15 protein-coding genes and 1 riboswitch are annotated in these 14,419 nt (G+C 68.1%); of the genes, 3 read left to right on the top strand and 12 right to left on the bottom strand.

The window, feature by feature from the left end:
* Positions 1-76: 76 nt before the first annotated feature.
* From ACZK5N_RS00490 to ACZK5N_RS00510, 5 genes are all read right to left on the bottom strand, one after another.
* Positions 77-298: a hypothetical protein gene (locus ACZK5N_RS00490; protein WP_459017825.1), complete on the bottom strand. Its 222-nt coding sequence runs from the start codon at positions 296-298 to the stop codon at positions 77-79.
* An 89-nt stretch (positions 299-387) separates the two neighbouring features.
* Complete coding sequence (locus ACZK5N_RS00495; protein WP_459017826.1) at positions 388-1,320, bottom strand: amino acid ABC transporter permease; 933 nt, start codon at positions 1,318-1,320, stop codon at positions 388-390.
* Entirely contained in the window at positions 1,317-1,964 is a 648-nt protein-coding gene (locus ACZK5N_RS00500) for an amino acid ABC transporter permease (RefSeq protein ID WP_463624528.1), read from the bottom strand. The genes ACZK5N_RS00495 and ACZK5N_RS00500 overlap by 4 nt, the downstream gene beginning before the upstream one ends.
* A gap of 67 nt (positions 1,965-2,031) precedes the next feature.
* The gene (locus tag ACZK5N_RS00505) at positions 2,032-2,916 is read right to left on the bottom strand and encodes a glutamate ABC transporter substrate-binding protein (RefSeq protein WP_459017828.1); all 885 of its coding nucleotides are present in this window, start codon (positions 2,914-2,916) and stop codon (positions 2,032-2,034) included.
* A 76-nt stretch (positions 2,917-2,992) separates the two neighbouring features.
* Positions 2,993-3,784 carry an amino acid ABC transporter ATP-binding protein gene (locus ACZK5N_RS00510; RefSeq protein WP_459017829.1) on the bottom strand — a complete coding sequence of 264 codons (792 nt, stop codon included), beginning with the start codon at positions 3,782-3,784 and terminating at the stop codon, positions 2,993-2,995.
* Between the two features lie 194 nt (positions 3,785-3,978).
* Between ACZK5N_RS00510 and ACZK5N_RS00515 the strand changes: the two genes are divergently transcribed.
* Positions 3,979-5,427, top strand: coding sequence for an HNH endonuclease signature motif containing protein (locus tag ACZK5N_RS00515; RefSeq protein WP_463624529.1), 1,449 nt, complete (start codon positions 3,979-3,981; stop codon positions 5,425-5,427).
* Positions 5,428-5,511: 84 nt separating this feature from the next.
* Here the strand turns inward: ACZK5N_RS00515 and ACZK5N_RS00520 are convergent, their stop codons facing one another.
* Entirely contained in the window at positions 5,512-5,844 is a 333-nt protein-coding gene (locus ACZK5N_RS00520) for a NifB/NifX family molybdenum-iron cluster-binding protein (protein WP_459017831.1), read from the bottom strand.
* 613 nt (positions 5,845-6,457) lie between these two features.
* Between ACZK5N_RS00520 and ACZK5N_RS00525 the strand changes: the two genes are divergently transcribed.
* Together ACZK5N_RS00525 and ACZK5N_RS00530 are read left to right on the top strand one after the other, a co-directional pair.
* Positions 6,458-7,372: a VOC family protein gene (locus ACZK5N_RS00525; RefSeq protein ID WP_459017832.1), complete on the top strand. Its 915-nt coding sequence runs from the start codon at positions 6,458-6,460 to the stop codon at positions 7,370-7,372.
* On the top strand, positions 7,369-8,001 hold the full coding sequence (locus ACZK5N_RS00530; protein WP_459017833.1) for an alpha/beta hydrolase: 633 nt from the start codon (positions 7,369-7,371) through the stop codon (positions 7,999-8,001). The genes ACZK5N_RS00525 and ACZK5N_RS00530 overlap by 4 nt, the downstream gene beginning before the upstream one ends.
* 31 nt (positions 8,002-8,032) lie before the next feature.
* Here the strand turns inward: ACZK5N_RS00530 and ACZK5N_RS00535 are convergent, their stop codons facing one another.
* The 6 genes from ACZK5N_RS00535 to ACZK5N_RS00560 all read right to left on the bottom strand — a co-directional run bounded on the left by ACZK5N_RS00535 (position 8,033) and on the right by ACZK5N_RS00560 (position 14,254).
* The gene (locus ACZK5N_RS00535) at positions 8,033-8,803 is read right to left on the bottom strand and encodes an AIR synthase family protein (RefSeq protein WP_459017834.1); all 771 of its coding nucleotides are present in this window, start codon (positions 8,801-8,803) and stop codon (positions 8,033-8,035) included.
* Between the two features lie 23 nt (positions 8,804-8,826).
* Positions 8,827-9,597: an energy-coupling factor transporter transmembrane component T family protein gene (locus ACZK5N_RS00540; RefSeq protein ID WP_459017835.1), complete on the bottom strand. Its 771-nt coding sequence runs from the start codon at positions 9,595-9,597 to the stop codon at positions 8,827-8,829.
* Entirely contained in the window at positions 9,594-11,327 is a 1,734-nt protein-coding gene (locus ACZK5N_RS00545) for an ABC transporter ATP-binding protein (RefSeq protein ID WP_459017836.1), read from the bottom strand. Before ACZK5N_RS00545 ends, ACZK5N_RS00540 begins: the two co-directional genes overlap by 4 nt.
* A gap of 4 nt (positions 11,328-11,331) precedes the next feature.
* Positions 11,332-11,859, bottom strand: coding sequence for an ECF transporter S component (locus tag ACZK5N_RS00550; protein WP_463624530.1), 528 nt, complete (start codon positions 11,857-11,859; stop codon positions 11,332-11,334).
* Positions 11,860-11,895: 36 nt separating this feature from the next.
* A riboswitch (cobalamin riboswitch) is annotated at positions 11,896-12,100 on the bottom strand.
* A 109-nt stretch (positions 12,101-12,209) separates the two neighbouring features.
* Positions 12,210-13,406 (bottom strand): galactokinase family protein, encoded by a 1,197-nt coding sequence (locus ACZK5N_RS00555; RefSeq protein WP_463624531.1) that lies wholly within the window; start codon positions 13,404-13,406, stop codon positions 12,210-12,212.
* Positions 13,403-14,254: a nucleotidyltransferase family protein gene (locus ACZK5N_RS00560; protein ID WP_463624532.1), complete on the bottom strand. Its 852-nt coding sequence runs from the start codon at positions 14,252-14,254 to the stop codon at positions 13,403-13,405. The genes ACZK5N_RS00555 and ACZK5N_RS00560 overlap by 4 nt, the downstream gene beginning before the upstream one ends.
* Between the last annotated feature and the right edge of the window lie 165 nt (positions 14,255-14,419).

Consider the following 14,419-nt stretch of genomic DNA (forward strand, 5'->3'; position numbering starts at 1 on the left):
GATTCAAGGCTATCCCTCCACGCACATCCGGGGGGTCAACGGCTGAGACACTCAGCACCTCGAGCACGCTGTGACCCTAGACCGTCCAAGCGTCGGCCTCATCGTCGGGCCCGGCGTCACGCAGCTGATCCAACACGTCCAGCTCGTCTGCCTCGCTAGGCTCGGGTGAGCCGGGAAGAGCCATGTCGTCGGACTCGTTCTCCAGGGCCTCTGGAGAGAGGCCGCTGGAATCGGGTGCCGGCCAGTCCTCCGGGTCCGGCGGGAACGCGTCGTCCGCTCCCAGGATGGTCGAATTCATGCCTACCTCCTCGGGAATGTGATCATTCGAGCTTACCCGCGTGACGACGCCGCGTGACGCATTCTGTCGGCTCCAGTGACTCGTGCGAATCAGCGGCGACCGGCCTCGGACTCCCGGGCTGCAGCCGTCGCCTCCAGGAGGCGGATCGCCGACGTCGGGTCGGCGGTTCCGGGGTCGGCACCACCGCCCTTGGCCATGTGCCCACCGCTGGCCGTCCGCCACGACAACCACCGCGCAAACCACGACAGCGACAAGTTGATGGCCAGGTAGATCACCAGGGTCACGATGAACAGCGAGAACAGGTAACGATTGCCGAAGAAGCTCGCGAGGTTGTTCATGGTGCTGCGGATGATCTCGTTGTATCCGACGATGTAGCCCAGCGACGTGTCCTTGAGGAGCACCACCAGCTGGGCGACGATGATCGGCAGCATCTGCCGGAACGCCTGCGGGAACTCGACGAGCATCTTCGACTGGAACTCGCGCATGCCGAGGCTCAGGGCAGCCTCGCGTTGCCCGCGAGGCAGGGAGGCGAGCCCCGCGCGCAGCGCCTCGCCGATCAGGGTTCCGTTGTAGATGATGAGGGCGATGACGACGGCCCAGAAGGCACCCGTCGAGGCCACCAGCAGGATGAACAGCATCATCAGCAGCACCGGCATGCCGCGGAAGAACTCCAGCATCACGGCGGTCGGGATGCGCACCCACGGCAGGAGGGAACTTCGCATCAGCGAGAACACCACGCCCAGGGCGATGGCGCCGACGGCCGCCACCGCTGCGGCCCGCAGCGTGCCGAGGACGCCGTTGCCGATGAAGACCCACACCTGCGGGTCGACGAAGATGTCCCATCGCGACGCGTCGAACATGCCGGGAAGCGTGATGCCGCCCGACTCGCGCGGGGCCGCGAGGATCGCGACGATCCAGGCACCGCCGGCGACGATGGCCACCAGGGACACGATCGACCCGATGAGCGAGGCGCGACGGGCCCGCGGGCCGGGCGCGTCGAACAGGACGCTGGTGGCACTCATCGAGACACCACCCACCGCTTCTCGAGTTGCACGGCCATGAAGCCGAGCGGAACCGTGATCACCAGATAGAGCGCTGCCGCCAGCACGAGGATCGGAATGACGATGTTGCCGTTGTCGTTGACGAGTTGGCGCGTCGATGCGAACAACTCCACCACGAAGAAACCGCCGGCGACCGAGGTGTTCTTCGTCAAGGCGATGTACACATTGATAAGGGGAGGAATCGTCATGCGGAACGCCTGCGGCAGGACCACCAGAGACACCGTCTGGCCGAAGCCGAGCCCGATGCTGCGTGCCGCCTCCGCCTGCCCGATCGGCACACCGTTGATCCCCGACCGCAGCGCCTCGGCCACGAACGGTGAGGTGTAGTAGGTGAGCGCGACGAAGGCCAGCAGAAGGAACGGCGTGCGGACGCCCAGCATCGGCAGGACGAAGGCGGTGAACAGGAACACCAGGGTCAGAGGAGTGTTGCGCGCAATCTCGGTCCAGGCCGCCGCGAACCATCGCAGGACCGGGACCGGCGAGATCCGCATCGCGGTGATGACCGTGCCGAGGACGAGCGCGACGCCGCCTGACACCACGAGCAACAGCAGCGTGACGCGGAGCCCCTGCCAGAACTCAGGCATGAGCGAGAACAGCTGCGCCATGGGCTCCCCCTTCGTGTAGTGCGGTGGGGCCCGGCCCGGCGAACACGGACCGGACCCCACCGGGACATCAGTAGCGGTCCGGAGTGGGCGGTTCGACGTAGGTCAGGACGGTGCCGGCCGTGTCGTTCCATGCCGCCTCGTAGCTCCCGTCCTCGTAGCTCTCCTCGAGCACGTCGTTGATCCACATCCGGAAGTCGGTGTCCTCCAGCGCGAGACCGATGCCGTACGGCTCGGAGGTGAACGGCTCGCCGACCACCTTGAACTCGCCCTCGTTCTGGGCGGCGAGGCCGGCAAGGATCACGTTGTCGGTCGACACCGCCACGACAGTGCCGTTACGCAGCGGCTCGAGGCAGTTGGAGTAGGTGTCGGTGAGGACGGGTTCTGCCCCGATCTCCGCGAGCTTCGCGGCCGGAGTGGAACCTGTGACCGAGCAGACCGGCTTGCCGACGAGATCAGCCTCGCTGGAGATGTCCTCGTTGTCGGCCAGGACGAGGATCGACTGTCCGGCCATGAAGTACGGACCGGCGAAGGACACCACCTCCTTGCGCTTGTCGTTGATGGTGTAGGTCGCCACGACGATGTCGACCTGCCCGTTCTCGATGAACGGCTCGCGGTTGGCCGAGACGGTCTCGACCCACTTGATGTTGTCCTCGGTGATGCCCAGGTGCGACGCGATGATCTTGCCGATCTCGACGTCAAAGCCCTCTGGGACACCCGAGGGGCCCATCAGTCCGAACAGCGGCTGGTCGAACTTGGTGCCGATGGTGATCTTGCCGGCCTCGTTGAGCTCGGCCATCGTGGTGCCCTCCGCGAACGTCACCTCGGCCGACGGCGACGCGGTGTCATCGGCAGTTGGGGAGGTGGTCTCGCTTGAGGTGCCGCCGGCGCAGCCCGATAGCGCGAACGCACCCGCTGCCACAAGGGCGATCAGGGAGTTCCTCTGTGGTCTCATGTCTGCTTCCTTTCCTGGTGTGCGGTTCGCCTGGTGGCGCCCGCTCTCGATCTCCGCCCTGGGGCGGGACACTCGGTCAGTGCTGGAGGATCTTCGACAGGAAGTCCTGTGCTCTCTCGCTCTGGGGGTTGGTGAAGAACTGCTCCGGCGTGGCCTCCTCGACGATGGCGCCGTCGGCCATGAACAGGACCCGGTCTGCGGCCTTGCGCGCGAACCCCATCTCGTGCGTGACGACGACCATTGTCATGCCTTCGCGGGCGAGGCCGACCATGACGTCGAGTACCTCGTTGATCATCTCCGGGTCGAGTGCGCTGGTCGGCTCGTCCAGGAGGATGAGCTTCGGGTCCATCGCCAGCGAGCGGGCGATGGCCACCCGTTGCTGCTGTCCGCCGGAGAGTTGGTTCGGCATCTTCCTCGCCTGATCGGCGACCCCGACGCGTTCGAGCAGGCGCATCGCCTTCTCGTCGGCGTCCTTCTTCTTCATCCCCCGCACCCGGATCGGCCCGAGCGTGACGTTCTCGAGCACTGTCTTGTGCGCGAAGAGATTGAACGACTGGAAGACCATGCCGACGTCGGCGCGCAGCCTCGCAAGGTCCTTACCCTCCTCCGGCAGGGGGCTTCCGTCGATGGAGATGGTGCCGGAGTCAATCGTTTCGAGACGGTTGACGGCCCGACATAGTGTCGACTTCCCGGAACCGGAGGGACCGATGATGACGACGACCTCACCGCGATCCACGACCGTGTTGATGTCGCGAAGGACGTGCAGATCGCCGAAGTACTTGTCCACGTGATCGACCACGACGAGCGGCACGCCGGATCCCGAATTCACGTGCGACGTGTGCGGCGCTGGTGCATCCGGTGTGGCCATATCAGCACCATACGAGCCCGGAGACGGTGCCAACAAGACCAAACCGGCCTACCGACCGCTATTTACCGACCTGTAACAGGACAGGAACGCCCCGATAGCCCCGATCCGTGTGCTCGATGGATGGTGGATCGTGGATGAGGCAGGGGGCGTGCTGATCTTGTGTGCATCGAATACATGGTGCTAGAATAGCACGCGTGAGCGATTCGGTGCGGGACCTGGGGCAGCGGTACATCGCCGCGCTGTGGGGTGTCGCGGGGTCGCTGGGTGCGGATGTCGCGGCGGTGGCACGGCTGGGTGGGTTGGTGGAGGCGGTCGCTGAGGCGGAGGCCCAGTTGGCGGGGTTGCGGCTGCACCTGCTCCACGAGGCCCGGGTCTCTGCGGCGGACGCGGTGGTGGAGGAGGTGCGCCAGTCGGTGCGCAGCACCCCAGCGCAGGCCGCGGCCGCGTTGCGGCTCGCGCAGGATTTGGGGGAACGGTTCGGGGTGATCGGTGGCGCGTTGAACGACGGCTTGGTGTCGTTGGCGCAGGCGGAGGGGATCGTGGCCGGGTTGCGGAAGTTGCCCGAGCGGTGGTCCCGCGCGCAGCTGATCGAGTGTCAGGAGCTGATCCTGGCCCACGTGGACACCCTGGGCCCGGCAGAGCTTCGCGTGCTGGCGGCCCGGTTGGTCGAGGTGGTCGACCCGGAGCAGGCGGATGCCGACGACGCGAAACGCCTGGCCCGTGAAGAGGCCGCCGCACGCCGGGATCGGTTCCTGCGTCTGGCGCCGGACTTCCACGGGTCGATGCGGATCACCGGGCAACTGCCCGTCGCCGACGCCGCGCTCCTGTCGGCGCAGTTGGATGCGTTGATGCCACCGGCCTCCGCCTATCAGCACACCGGCGAGACCCCGGGCCGCGACACCCGCCGCGCTGATGCCCTGGTCCTGCTCGTCCAGCACGCGGCAGGCAGCGGCGGGTTACCCAGGCACGGGGTGGACCGGCCCCAGGTCCACATCACCCTCGATCTGGACACCCTGACCACCGGTCTCGGGACGGTCGCCCTCCTCGACACCGGCGGGGCGGGCGGGGTGGAAGGCCTGTCCGCCGCGGAGGCCCGCCGCCTGGCCTGCGACGCCGGGCTGATCCCCATCGCCCTCGGCACGGCATCGCGGCCGCTGGATGTCGGCCGGACCCATCGCCTGTTCACCCCCGCCATCCGTGCGGCGCTGCTGCAGCGGGACCAGGGATGTGTGTTCCCCGGCTGCACCGCCACCCCCGCCGCCTGCGAAGCGCATCACATCCTTCCGTGGTGGGCCGGCGGGGACACGTCGATCGCCAACGGCGTGTTGCTGTGCCCGTACCATCACCGGCTCGTCGAACCAGACCCCCAGCAATCCGAGGAATCCCAGTGGCAGGTGGCACTTGATCCCGCCACCGGCACCCCATGGTTCACGCCACCAAGACACATCGACCCCGCCCGTCGGCCGAGGCAGCACCAACGCCACCGGCTGCAGCAACTCGAACCCCACGCCGCGGCACCACCACGCCCACACGACCCCGACCCGCCAGACCCAGACCTTCCTGACGACCCCGGGCCAGACCTCGACGACCTCATCCGCCGCAGCGCCACCATCTGGGGCCCACCACCAGTGGGCAATGGCTAGCACTGCGACCGTGTGCCCACCCCGGCGCGGCGTCCCGCGCTAGTACCACCAACGGGCGCGTATCGGCGGCCGGGGGCGCTGTGGTCAGAGGCCCGCGACGGCGTTGAGCACAGACAACTGTGCGTCACCTGGCGAGGCGGGCAGGACGTGGATGCCCATGGTGCGCATCATGCGGGCCATCCCCTCCCCCATGTGATCAACGACGACCGCCTCGACGCCCTGCTCCCTGAGGAACGTCACCACGCGGGCGTGGTGCGATCCGTGCGTGCCGGCGTCGTGCGACTCATCCCAGCGCACCTCATGGACCGACCATGCGACGATGACAGCGTCTCGCACGTCGGCCACGCCGACCCAGCGTGCCCTGCCCCACGCGTGGCCGGACTGGCCTTCGTCATTGACAGGTGTTGAGGCGATCATGACTCGTGCTCCTTCTGGTAAGCGCGCCTCTGATGCTACGGCGCCATCTCTTCGTGATCTACTCGGCGGTCGCAAGGGCCCACTGAATCACCGGCCAGACGCACGGGCGGCAGGGAGGCGAGGTAGTGCGCGGATCAGTTGGCGCGTGGGCACCTCATTCATCTCCGGTACCCCGGTGCTGCCCGACATCGTCGCGCTTGGGGGTGACGCTGCCGCTGACCCTGATCTCTTTCGTCGTGTCCGTCGTGCTCGCCAGCGGGATCGGGTACGTCGCGGCCGCCCGCGCGGATGGGGGTCGCCGTGACGGCTCTGGCGCAGCTCGGTAACGCGGTGCCCGTATTCTGATCGGGATCCTTCCGTTGTGGCTGTTGGCGTTGGAGCTGCGGTTGACCCCCAGGATCGGGCACCGAGGCATTGCGAACCCGTGGATCGGCGTCGCGCCAAACGGTTGCATGTGCAACCAATCCTCTATATAGTTGAAACTACAACCACGCCAGCGCGCGGCCGCCCCTGGCCCGGCGGTCGGCTGTCATCCGCTGAACGACCACCCCACTGACCACGTCGCGGCCGGCACCCGGCCCCCGACCGGCCTTCGACCACCTGGAGACCCACCATGACCGTCGCCACCGACGAACACACCCTCAACCCCGACACCTCCATGGGCGCGGTCACGCTGCGGGTCGGTGACCTCGAGGCCATGTCCACGTACTACACGCAGGCGTTCGCGCTCGACGCGCTCGAAGAGCGCAGCCGCGGCCGGGAGGTCCACCGCGTGCTGGGACGGGGCCGGACGCCGCTGGTGCGGCTGGTGCACACCCCCGGCCTGCCCGGTGTCGACCCGCGCCTACCGGGCCTGTTCCACACGGCCTTCCTCTTCGAGGACGCTGCCAGCCTCGCCGCGACCGTGTACCGAGCCGCCCAGCAGCCTGCGAGCCGCTTCCTCGGATCCAGCGACCACCTCGTCAGCGAGGCGTTCTACTTCACCGACCCCGAGGGCAACGGCGTCGAGCTGTACACCGACCGGCCCCGTCATCTCTGGACACGTCAGGGCGACGAGATCGTCATGGCCACCAACTACCTAGACCCGAGGGCCTACCTGCAACAGCACCTGACCCAGCAGGCGGTCGACGCCGGATCGTCGCTGGCAGGAACCGTCGGCCACGTGCACCTTCAGGTCGGCGACATCGCGACGGCCCGCGCCTTCTACGTGGACGCGCTCGGATTCGAGACCACGCAGAGCGCCTACCCCGGCGCCCTCTTCGCCTCGGCAGGCGGGTACCACCACCACGTCGCGATGAACATCTGGAACAGCCGCGGCTCCGGACCCCGCGCCGCCGGCCTGGGCCTGGGCGATGTGGCCGTCACCGTTCCCGCCGCGGCAGACCTGGACGCACTCACGGCGCGCCTGCGTGCCCGCTCGATCCCCTTCGCCGGCGACGGCCGCTCCGTCTCCGTCGCCGACCCATGGGGCACCCAGGTCACCCTCGCCGTGCCGGACCTGTCCACCGAGGAGCTGATCGCGCGATGACCACCGCTCTGCAAGACGTGCGCTCAGCCGACTGGACGCCCCTCGCCCCAGTCGTCGTGCTCCTCCTCCACGGCTATGGCTCGAACGAACACGACCTGACCGGGCTGGCCACGCCTCTGGGTCTTTCCGTGCCGTGGGCTTCCCTGCGCGCCCCCGTCGACCTCGGGCACGGCGCCGCCTGGTTCCCGGTCACCACGCCCGGAAACCCCGACCCCGAGACGGTCACCAGGGCGACCGACACGATCTGGGCCTGGGTGGACGCCCACCTGTCCCCCGACACCCGTCTGGTCCCGATCGGCTTCTCGCAGGGCGGGCTGATGGCGAGCCAGCTCCTGCGCACCCGCCCGGAGCGGGTACTCGCCCCCGTCATCCTCAGCGGCTTCATCCTGGGTGCGCCACAACCCGGCGACGACCTCCTCGCCGAGAACCCCCCTGCCGTGTTCTGGGGCCGTGGCTCCCAGGACCGGGTCATCGCTGCGCCGGCGATCGCCCGCACCGAATCGTGGCTGCCGCGACATGCGCGGCTCGAGCGGCGCGTGTACCCCGGGCTCGCGCACACGCTCAGCGCCGCCGAAATCGCTGACGTCCGCCGTTTCCTCGCGGCAACCTACGTTGCGGAGCCCACGTGAATCTTCCGCGGAGGCTGCGCGGCGCCCGCCGCTAATGAGGCAGACCCCGTCGCTGTAGGCGCGCCACCGCGTGGACGGGTGCCGGAGCGCACAGAGTTCGAACAAGTTCAGCCGACGCGGAGTCGACGCTGAACAAGACACAGCTGGACGGGCCGCCGGAGTCCGTTCGCGAGACTGTTGACGGCAGCCAGTCGACGCCGAGGTCGGCCGAGGCCGCCAATTGCGGCACCTCCCAGTTCAGGCCCTTCGATCCGACGGGAAGTGCGTCGTGGACGATGCCACTCGCGATCACCGCCGCCACGGCGGCCATCGTGACCTGGTCGGGGTGGCCGATGTGGATGTCGTCGCGCGGCGCGGAGACGGGCAGTCCTGCACACAGGACGAGGTCGCCGTCGTGGGCGCCGCCCGGCCTCGTCGTGGCGGTGTCATCAAGGCGCCCCACGACGGTCACTCCGATGCCGGTGGCCTCGGTGCGGACGTTCTCTTCTGTACTGCCGGCGACGGCCTCCGGCGGTACCCCGACCCCCGCTGCGAGTCGGTGGATCTCGGCGATCATCTGACGTCCGGTGGGTTCGAATTCGACACACAGGTCGTTGATCACGAGAATCGGCGTCGCGCCGGCGCAGATCACTTCGAGCAGGGGGACACGGACGGCGAAGTGGGCGACGGTGGCCGCATCGGCGTAGATGGTGTCCGCCGGCTTCGGCCCGATGCCGCCGATCGAGTCGGTGGCGATGACCAGGTCGTTGATGATCACCAAGTCCCTGATCCGGCGCAGCTCTGGTGCGGGCGTTGTCGTCATGGCGAGATCCCCCATCTGGTTCATCACAACACTCCCGATTCCCATCCGAAACGAACCACCAGGATTCCGCCGAGCACAAGCAGAACGAGAGCCATCACCACGAGATCGACGGGGCGCAACCGCAGGTCACGCATTCGGGTCATGGTGGTGTTGGCGCCGTAGCCGCGGCTGGTCATGGCCACCGCGAGGTTGTCCGCCATCAGGATCGAGGTGGTCACCAGCGGCACCATGATCGGGACGAGGGAGACGAGCCGGCTCACCGGTCCCGAATCGACGATGCGGGCGCCACGGGCCCGCTGCGCCGCCACGATCATCTCCTTCTTGCGTCCCATGGTCGGGACGAATGCGATCGACGTGGTCACCATGATCGACAACCAGTACGGGGCGTGGATCCAGCTGAGCACCTCGAGCAGGTCGTCGATGGGCGTGCTGACGGTGAAGGCGTAGGTGGCCACGACCATCAGCAGGATCCGCACGGCGAAGTTCAGCCCCACCAGGAGGCCACCGAGCGTCGCAGGCATCCCCCACAGCGAGAACAACTCGGCGTGCAACCCGGGACGGGTGAACTGGGTGCTGGTGAACATCGTCACGGCGACGATCAGCACCTGGACAAGCAGCAGCGGCTGCAGCATCGCCCACAGTCCGCGCAAGGGGGTCCGGGTGGCGGCCAAGGCTGCAAGCAGCAACACCAGCAGGCTGGCATTGGCGAGTGGGTCGGAGAACACGAACATGCCGACCAACACCGTCACGAAGGCGAGGATCTTCACCCTCACGTCGAGGCGATCGAGCATCATATCCGGAGCCTCCTCCGGACGAGCTCGTCGGCCAGGTGCTCGCCGAGCTCGGCCTCGTCAAGGATCGGCGATGCCTGCGGCCACAGGCGCAGCGACAGATCGACGGGCTGCGTGGTAGCGACTGCGGCCGAGGCGAGTACGTCGGTGCGTGCCAGCACATCCGCGGTGGGACCGTCGGCAGCGATCCTTCCGTCGTTCATCACGATCACGCGTCGGGCATGGTGGGCGACGACGTCCATGTCGTGGGTGATCATCACGATGGTGGTTCCGGCCCGGTTGAGCTGGCCGATGAGGGCCATGATGCTCTGCACGCCAGCCCAGTCCTGCCCTGTCGTCGGCTCATCCACCACGAGGATCTCCGGGCGCAGCGCGAGGACGGAAGCGACCGCGACGCGCTGGCGTTCCCCCTTGCCCAGCGAGAACGGATGCTCGTTGCGCCGGGCCGTCAGGCCGACGACATCCAGCGCCTCGCCGATCCGTGTGTCGATCTCGGCGTCGGACAATCCGGCCAATTTCAGCCCGTAGCCGACCTCTCCCCCCACGCTGGTGTTGAAGATCTGGTGGTCGGGATTCTGGAATACATAGCCGACGTGACGAGCCAGTTCGGCCGGTGTGAGGGTGGCGGTGTTGATGCCGTTGATCAGCACCGTGCCCGAGGTCGGGTCCAGAAGGCGGTTGAGATGCTTGGCCAGCGTCGTCTTCCCTGCGCCGTTGCGTCCGACGATGGCCACGAATTCGCCACGGCCGATGGTCAGGTCGACCTCGGCAAGCCCGCGGTGGCCGCCGTCATACGTGTGCACCAGCTGCCGCAACTCGACGACCGGACCGCCCACCCTGCTGGCAGCGGGCCCGGGCGGAGGCGGGGCGGCCGGCAGGGAGCCGGAGGCGAGCCGACGGATCAAGGCTTCCGCATCGTCCACGGAGAGGGGGATGTCGCCGGACTCGATCAGTCCGGCGGTGGCCAGCCCGGCGCCGACGACGGCGATCGGCAGCGGCTTGACCCGGTTGTCGGTGACCAGGTCGAGGTCTCGGAAGAATTCGCTCGGCGGTCCCTGCCAGCTGACCCGGCCGTCCTTGATGGCGACCAGGTGATCAGCGCGCCCGACGATGTCACCGCTGCCGTGCTCGACAGCGACGATCGTCACCTCACCAGCGCGTCGGAGAACATCCACGGTGGCATAGATCTCGTCGCGGCCCTGCGGGTCGAGCTCCGAGGTGGGTTCATCCAGGCAGATCACCCGCGGCCGCAACGCCAGGATGCCGGCAATGGCCAGCCGCTGCTTCTGGCCGCCGGACAGCTGCGAGGTCTCCCGTCCGTCGAAGCCGTCCAGTTGCACCTGGCGAAGGCTCTGCAGGACCCGGGCGCGGATCTCGTCACGGTCCACAAGATAGTTGCGGGGACCGAAGGCCACATCCTCGGCGACACTGCGGCCAAGGATCTGACTCTCCGCATCCTGTAGAACCAGCCCGACGTACCGGGTGATGGTCTGGACGCGGAAACCGCTCAGGTCCTGCCCGTCCATCACCACCCTCCCCTGCATGCTTCCCTCCTTGAGGTGCGGGATCACACCGTTCAGGGTCATCAGCAGCGTCGACTTCCCGGCCCCGGTCTGCCCCATCACCACTGTGAAGCTGCCGGCCGGGAAGCTCAGGTCGATCCCGTGGAGGACGTCGGCGTCGGCCTTCGGGTAGCGATAGCTGACGCCGACGACCTCCAACGAGTGCGTCATCAGGTCAGTTCAGAAGCCTGCTGTTGCGTACCGCGGAGTAGGCGATCGCCGCGATCACCAGGTTCATCACCGCAGCCACCAGCAAGGACGGGACGGTTGCCGCATACATGCCCCAGCCGCCGATCGGCAGCACCATCAGGCCGAGACCGAAGCTGTTCAGGATCGCAGCGACGACTACCGCAACGATCAGCCACACCGGCCCGCCGCGGCGCCCCAGCCACCGGAACACGATCGCGCACACCCCCATGCCGAGCGCGATCACGAGATGCATCGGCAGCGTCAGCGGAAAGCCGACGATGGCTGCCGCCAGCAGGTGTCCGACGGCGATGACGATGAAACCTGTCCAGCCGCCGAATGCCAGGGCCGAGAAGAAGCCCGGCGCCGAGTCGAGCCCGATCGAACCCAGAGGGCTCGGGATCTTGATCAGGGAGCCGACCGCGCTGAGGGCGATGAAGATCGCCATGTTGGCGAGTTGGCGTGCCGAAACCGGTGACTTCTTCACCTGGTCGGGTGTGGGCGGGTGAGTGAACATGACAAGGCTCCGTCGGTCGGGCCATCCCGCGAACGGGATGGCACTCGTCGCGAGGCCGGTCTTCGGACTTCCCTTCATCACGCCCGACCACCTTCCCGGACAGCTGTCCAGTGGTTGCGCTGTTACGCACGGTCGGCCGCTCGGGTTCACCGCAGCGGGCCCTGTGCCGGAGTCACACCGGCTTCCCGATTCTCCCGGCCGCCTTTCGACGGACGCGGACACCTCGCGGGGTTGTTTGCCGAGACGACTATAGCCCAGCCGCCGGAGGTCCCGCAGTGCGAGGCGCTCGGGGCAGCTCCACCATCCGGGGAGGAAGATCGCGCATGCCGATCGGTCGGTGATTCGTTGGCTCACTCCCCCAACGGGTGCGCCGGCCCGGATGGTCGGGTCGCGAGTGTCGTGGCGTGGGTTGCGGCTTCCGGGTGGGCCCGGGCGTATGCGGTGAGCCAGTCGTCGGCGAAGTCCTCCGCCCCAGCGCGTTCCACGAGGGCCCACACGCTGCCCCCGAAGCCGGCGCCGAAGGCGGATGCCGCCACCGCGCCGAGTCGTCGGGCGCCCCGGACGAGTGACTCCGTTTCAGGGATCTGGTTGCCCAGCCCCTCTCCGGCCCAGCGCTGGGAGGCCGCGACCAGTTCACCGAGCGCGGACCGGTCGTCGACCCGCAGCGCTGCGACGGCTCCCGGAACGATCCAGGTGGATTCCGCCACGAACTGGCGAAGCCGTGCGAGCAGCAGTGGCTCGCCCCCGACGAGTGCCTCCATGGCGGACGCCGCGCCCGGGTCGGAGGCGACGGCGGCCGCGAGGTTCGGGTCGCGGCGGCCGGTGGCGGAGTTCCAGCGGGCGAGCACCTCGTCGACTGCGAGCGAGGCCTGGTTGTAGGCGTCTTTCGCGGCTCCCGTCTTCTCCGCAGTGACCCCGCTGACCGCCACGACGAAGGTGAGGTCGTCTGCGAGGCGAACGCGTTCTACCAGTCCGGCGGGGTTGAACGCGAACTGGCCAAGGTGATCGCGTTGACTGCACAGCATCGCGGTGTGGTCCTCGGACCCCCCGAACGTCCCGACCCCGGCTCGCCCGGCGAGCGGGCCGAAGGAGCGGCCGTTCTCGACGCAGGCCAGGTAGCCCGCCAGCTCGATGTCGTCTCTGACCGCGGCGGTCCAGGCGTCGGACCGGTCGAACCCGTTGAAGTGGGCCAGCGCCATGGCCGTGGCAACGACCAGCGCGGAGGAACTGCTCATGCCGCTGGCCAGGGGCAGGTCGGATTCGATGTCGAGGCGCGCGGGGCGCAGGGGCCCGAAGTTAGCGCCGAGGCGGTCGACCACGACGTTGAGATAGTGGCCCCAGTGCCCGGCGGGCAGGGCGACGGCCGAGCCAGGTTCCAGGATGACCATGTCGTCGCGCGCCGTGCTGCGTGCCTGGATGCCGCGGGTCCCCGGATCTACGGTCGCGGTGACGCCGCGGTCGACTGAGCACACCAGCACCTGCCCGCCGGCGTAATCGGTGTGTTTACCCAGTACCTCGATCCGTCCGGGAGCGAACCAGCCGCTCACAGGGTCACGCTGCGGCGGGCGAGTGCCGCGGCGACGAGCGGAACGTCGGTGCGCCCCGACATGTCGAGCACGCCCTCGGCCACCGGCACGACGGTGACCGGCTCACCGGCGGACACCAGCCAGCGCACCGCGTCGACGATCTCATACTCGCCACGGGCGGAAGGGCCGATCGCGTCGCATGCGGTGAAGATGCTCGGGCCGAACAGGAAACAGTTCATCGAGATCCGCGCGTGCGGGCCGAAGCGCTCCACGACGTCGGGGGTGGGCTTCTCAATGAGGTCGATCAGGTGACCCTCGGTATCGGCGTGAAGGATCGCGAAGGCGGCTATCCGGTCGGTGGGGATGTTGGACTTCTCGATCATCGCGGCCGCGTCGAAACCGACGGCCGCGGTCCCGGGGGCCGTCACGAGTGCGCGCAGCGCATCTGCGGGATAGAAGTTGTCGGCGTTGACCATGACGAATCGATCGTCCCCGGCGAACTCGCGTGCCGCCCGGACCGCATCCGCGGTGCCGAGCGCCTCGGTCTGGACGGCGAATGAGATCCTGACCCGCTGGAGCTGCTGGGTGGCGTAGTACTCGCGGACGAGCCCGTGCTCGGGTCCGATGACCAGGCAGATGTCGGTGAGGCCTGCATCGGCAAGCTCGCTGATCACGTGGTCGATGAACGGTCTGGCCGCCGGGCCCCCGCTTCCGTCAGGATCGCCGTGACCTACCGGCATCATCGCCTTGAGGCCGAGGTCTGCGGCCTTCTGCTGGTCCTCGTCAAGGGTGACGTCGGCGGCTCGGCGCATCCGGGTCCCGAGTCCGCGGGAGAGGACAACGGCCTTCATCGGCAAGATCTCGCTCATGTCCGACATCCTAGGATCGCGCTGGGACGGAAGCGCGCTCCGCGCAGCCTGGCCGCGCAAACTGCTCAACACGGCTGGTCACACAGGGTGTTTGAACAGAACTGCTGATCAAACGCTCAGGGTGTCTGCATCCATGGCTCTGCCGAGAGGACGACTCCGATAGCT

The organism is Tessaracoccus pujii (assembly GCF_055326215.1).

What these genes read in the sequence shown, in the direction of transcription:
- ACZK5N_RS00495 (WP_459017826.1), bottom strand. Translation starts at nt 1,320, where the DNA reads ATGAGTGCCACCAGCGTCCTGTTCGACGCGCCCGGCCCGCGGGCCCGT.
- ACZK5N_RS00505 (WP_459017828.1), bottom strand. Translation starts at nt 2,916, where the DNA reads ATGAGACCACAGAGGAACTCCCTGATCGCCCTTGTGGCAGCGGGTGCG.
- ACZK5N_RS00500 (WP_463624528.1), bottom strand. Translation starts at nt 1,964, where the DNA reads ATGGCGCAGCTGTTCTCGCTCATGCCTGAGTTCTGGCAGGGGCTCCGC.
- ACZK5N_RS00530 (WP_459017833.1), top strand. Translation starts at nt 7,369, where the DNA reads ATGACCACCGCTCTGCAAGACGTGCGCTCAGCCGACTGGACGCCCCTC.
- ACZK5N_RS00545 (WP_459017836.1), bottom strand. Translation starts at nt 11,327, where the DNA reads ATGACGCACTCGTTGGAGGTCGTCGGCGTCAGCTATCGCTACCCGAAG.
- ACZK5N_RS00560 (WP_463624532.1), bottom strand. Translation starts at nt 14,254, where the DNA reads ATGAGCGAGATCTTGCCGATGAAGGCCGTTGTCCTCTCCCGCGGACTC.
- ACZK5N_RS00520 (WP_459017831.1), bottom strand. Translation starts at nt 5,844, where the DNA reads ATGATCGCCTCAACACCTGTCAATGACGAAGGCCAGTCCGGCCACGCG.
- ACZK5N_RS00510 (WP_459017829.1), bottom strand. Translation starts at nt 3,784, where the DNA reads ATGGCCACACCGGATGCACCAGCGCCGCACACGTCGCACGTGAATTCG.
- ACZK5N_RS00535 (WP_459017834.1), bottom strand. Translation starts at nt 8,803, where the DNA reads ATGACGACAACGCCCGCACCAGAGCTGCGCCGGATCAGGGACTTGGTG.
- ACZK5N_RS00540 (WP_459017835.1), bottom strand. Translation starts at nt 9,597, where the DNA reads ATGATGCTCGATCGCCTCGACGTGAGGGTGAAGATCCTCGCCTTCGTG.
- ACZK5N_RS00525 (WP_459017832.1), top strand. Translation starts at nt 6,458, where the DNA reads ATGACCGTCGCCACCGACGAACACACCCTCAACCCCGACACCTCCATG.
- ACZK5N_RS00550 (WP_463624530.1), bottom strand. Translation starts at nt 11,859, where the DNA reads ATGTTCACTCACCCGCCCACACCCGACCAGGTGAAGAAGTCACCGGTT.
- ACZK5N_RS00490 (WP_459017825.1), bottom strand. Translation starts at nt 298, where the DNA reads ATGAATTCGACCATCCTGGGAGCGGACGACGCGTTCCCGCCGGACCCG.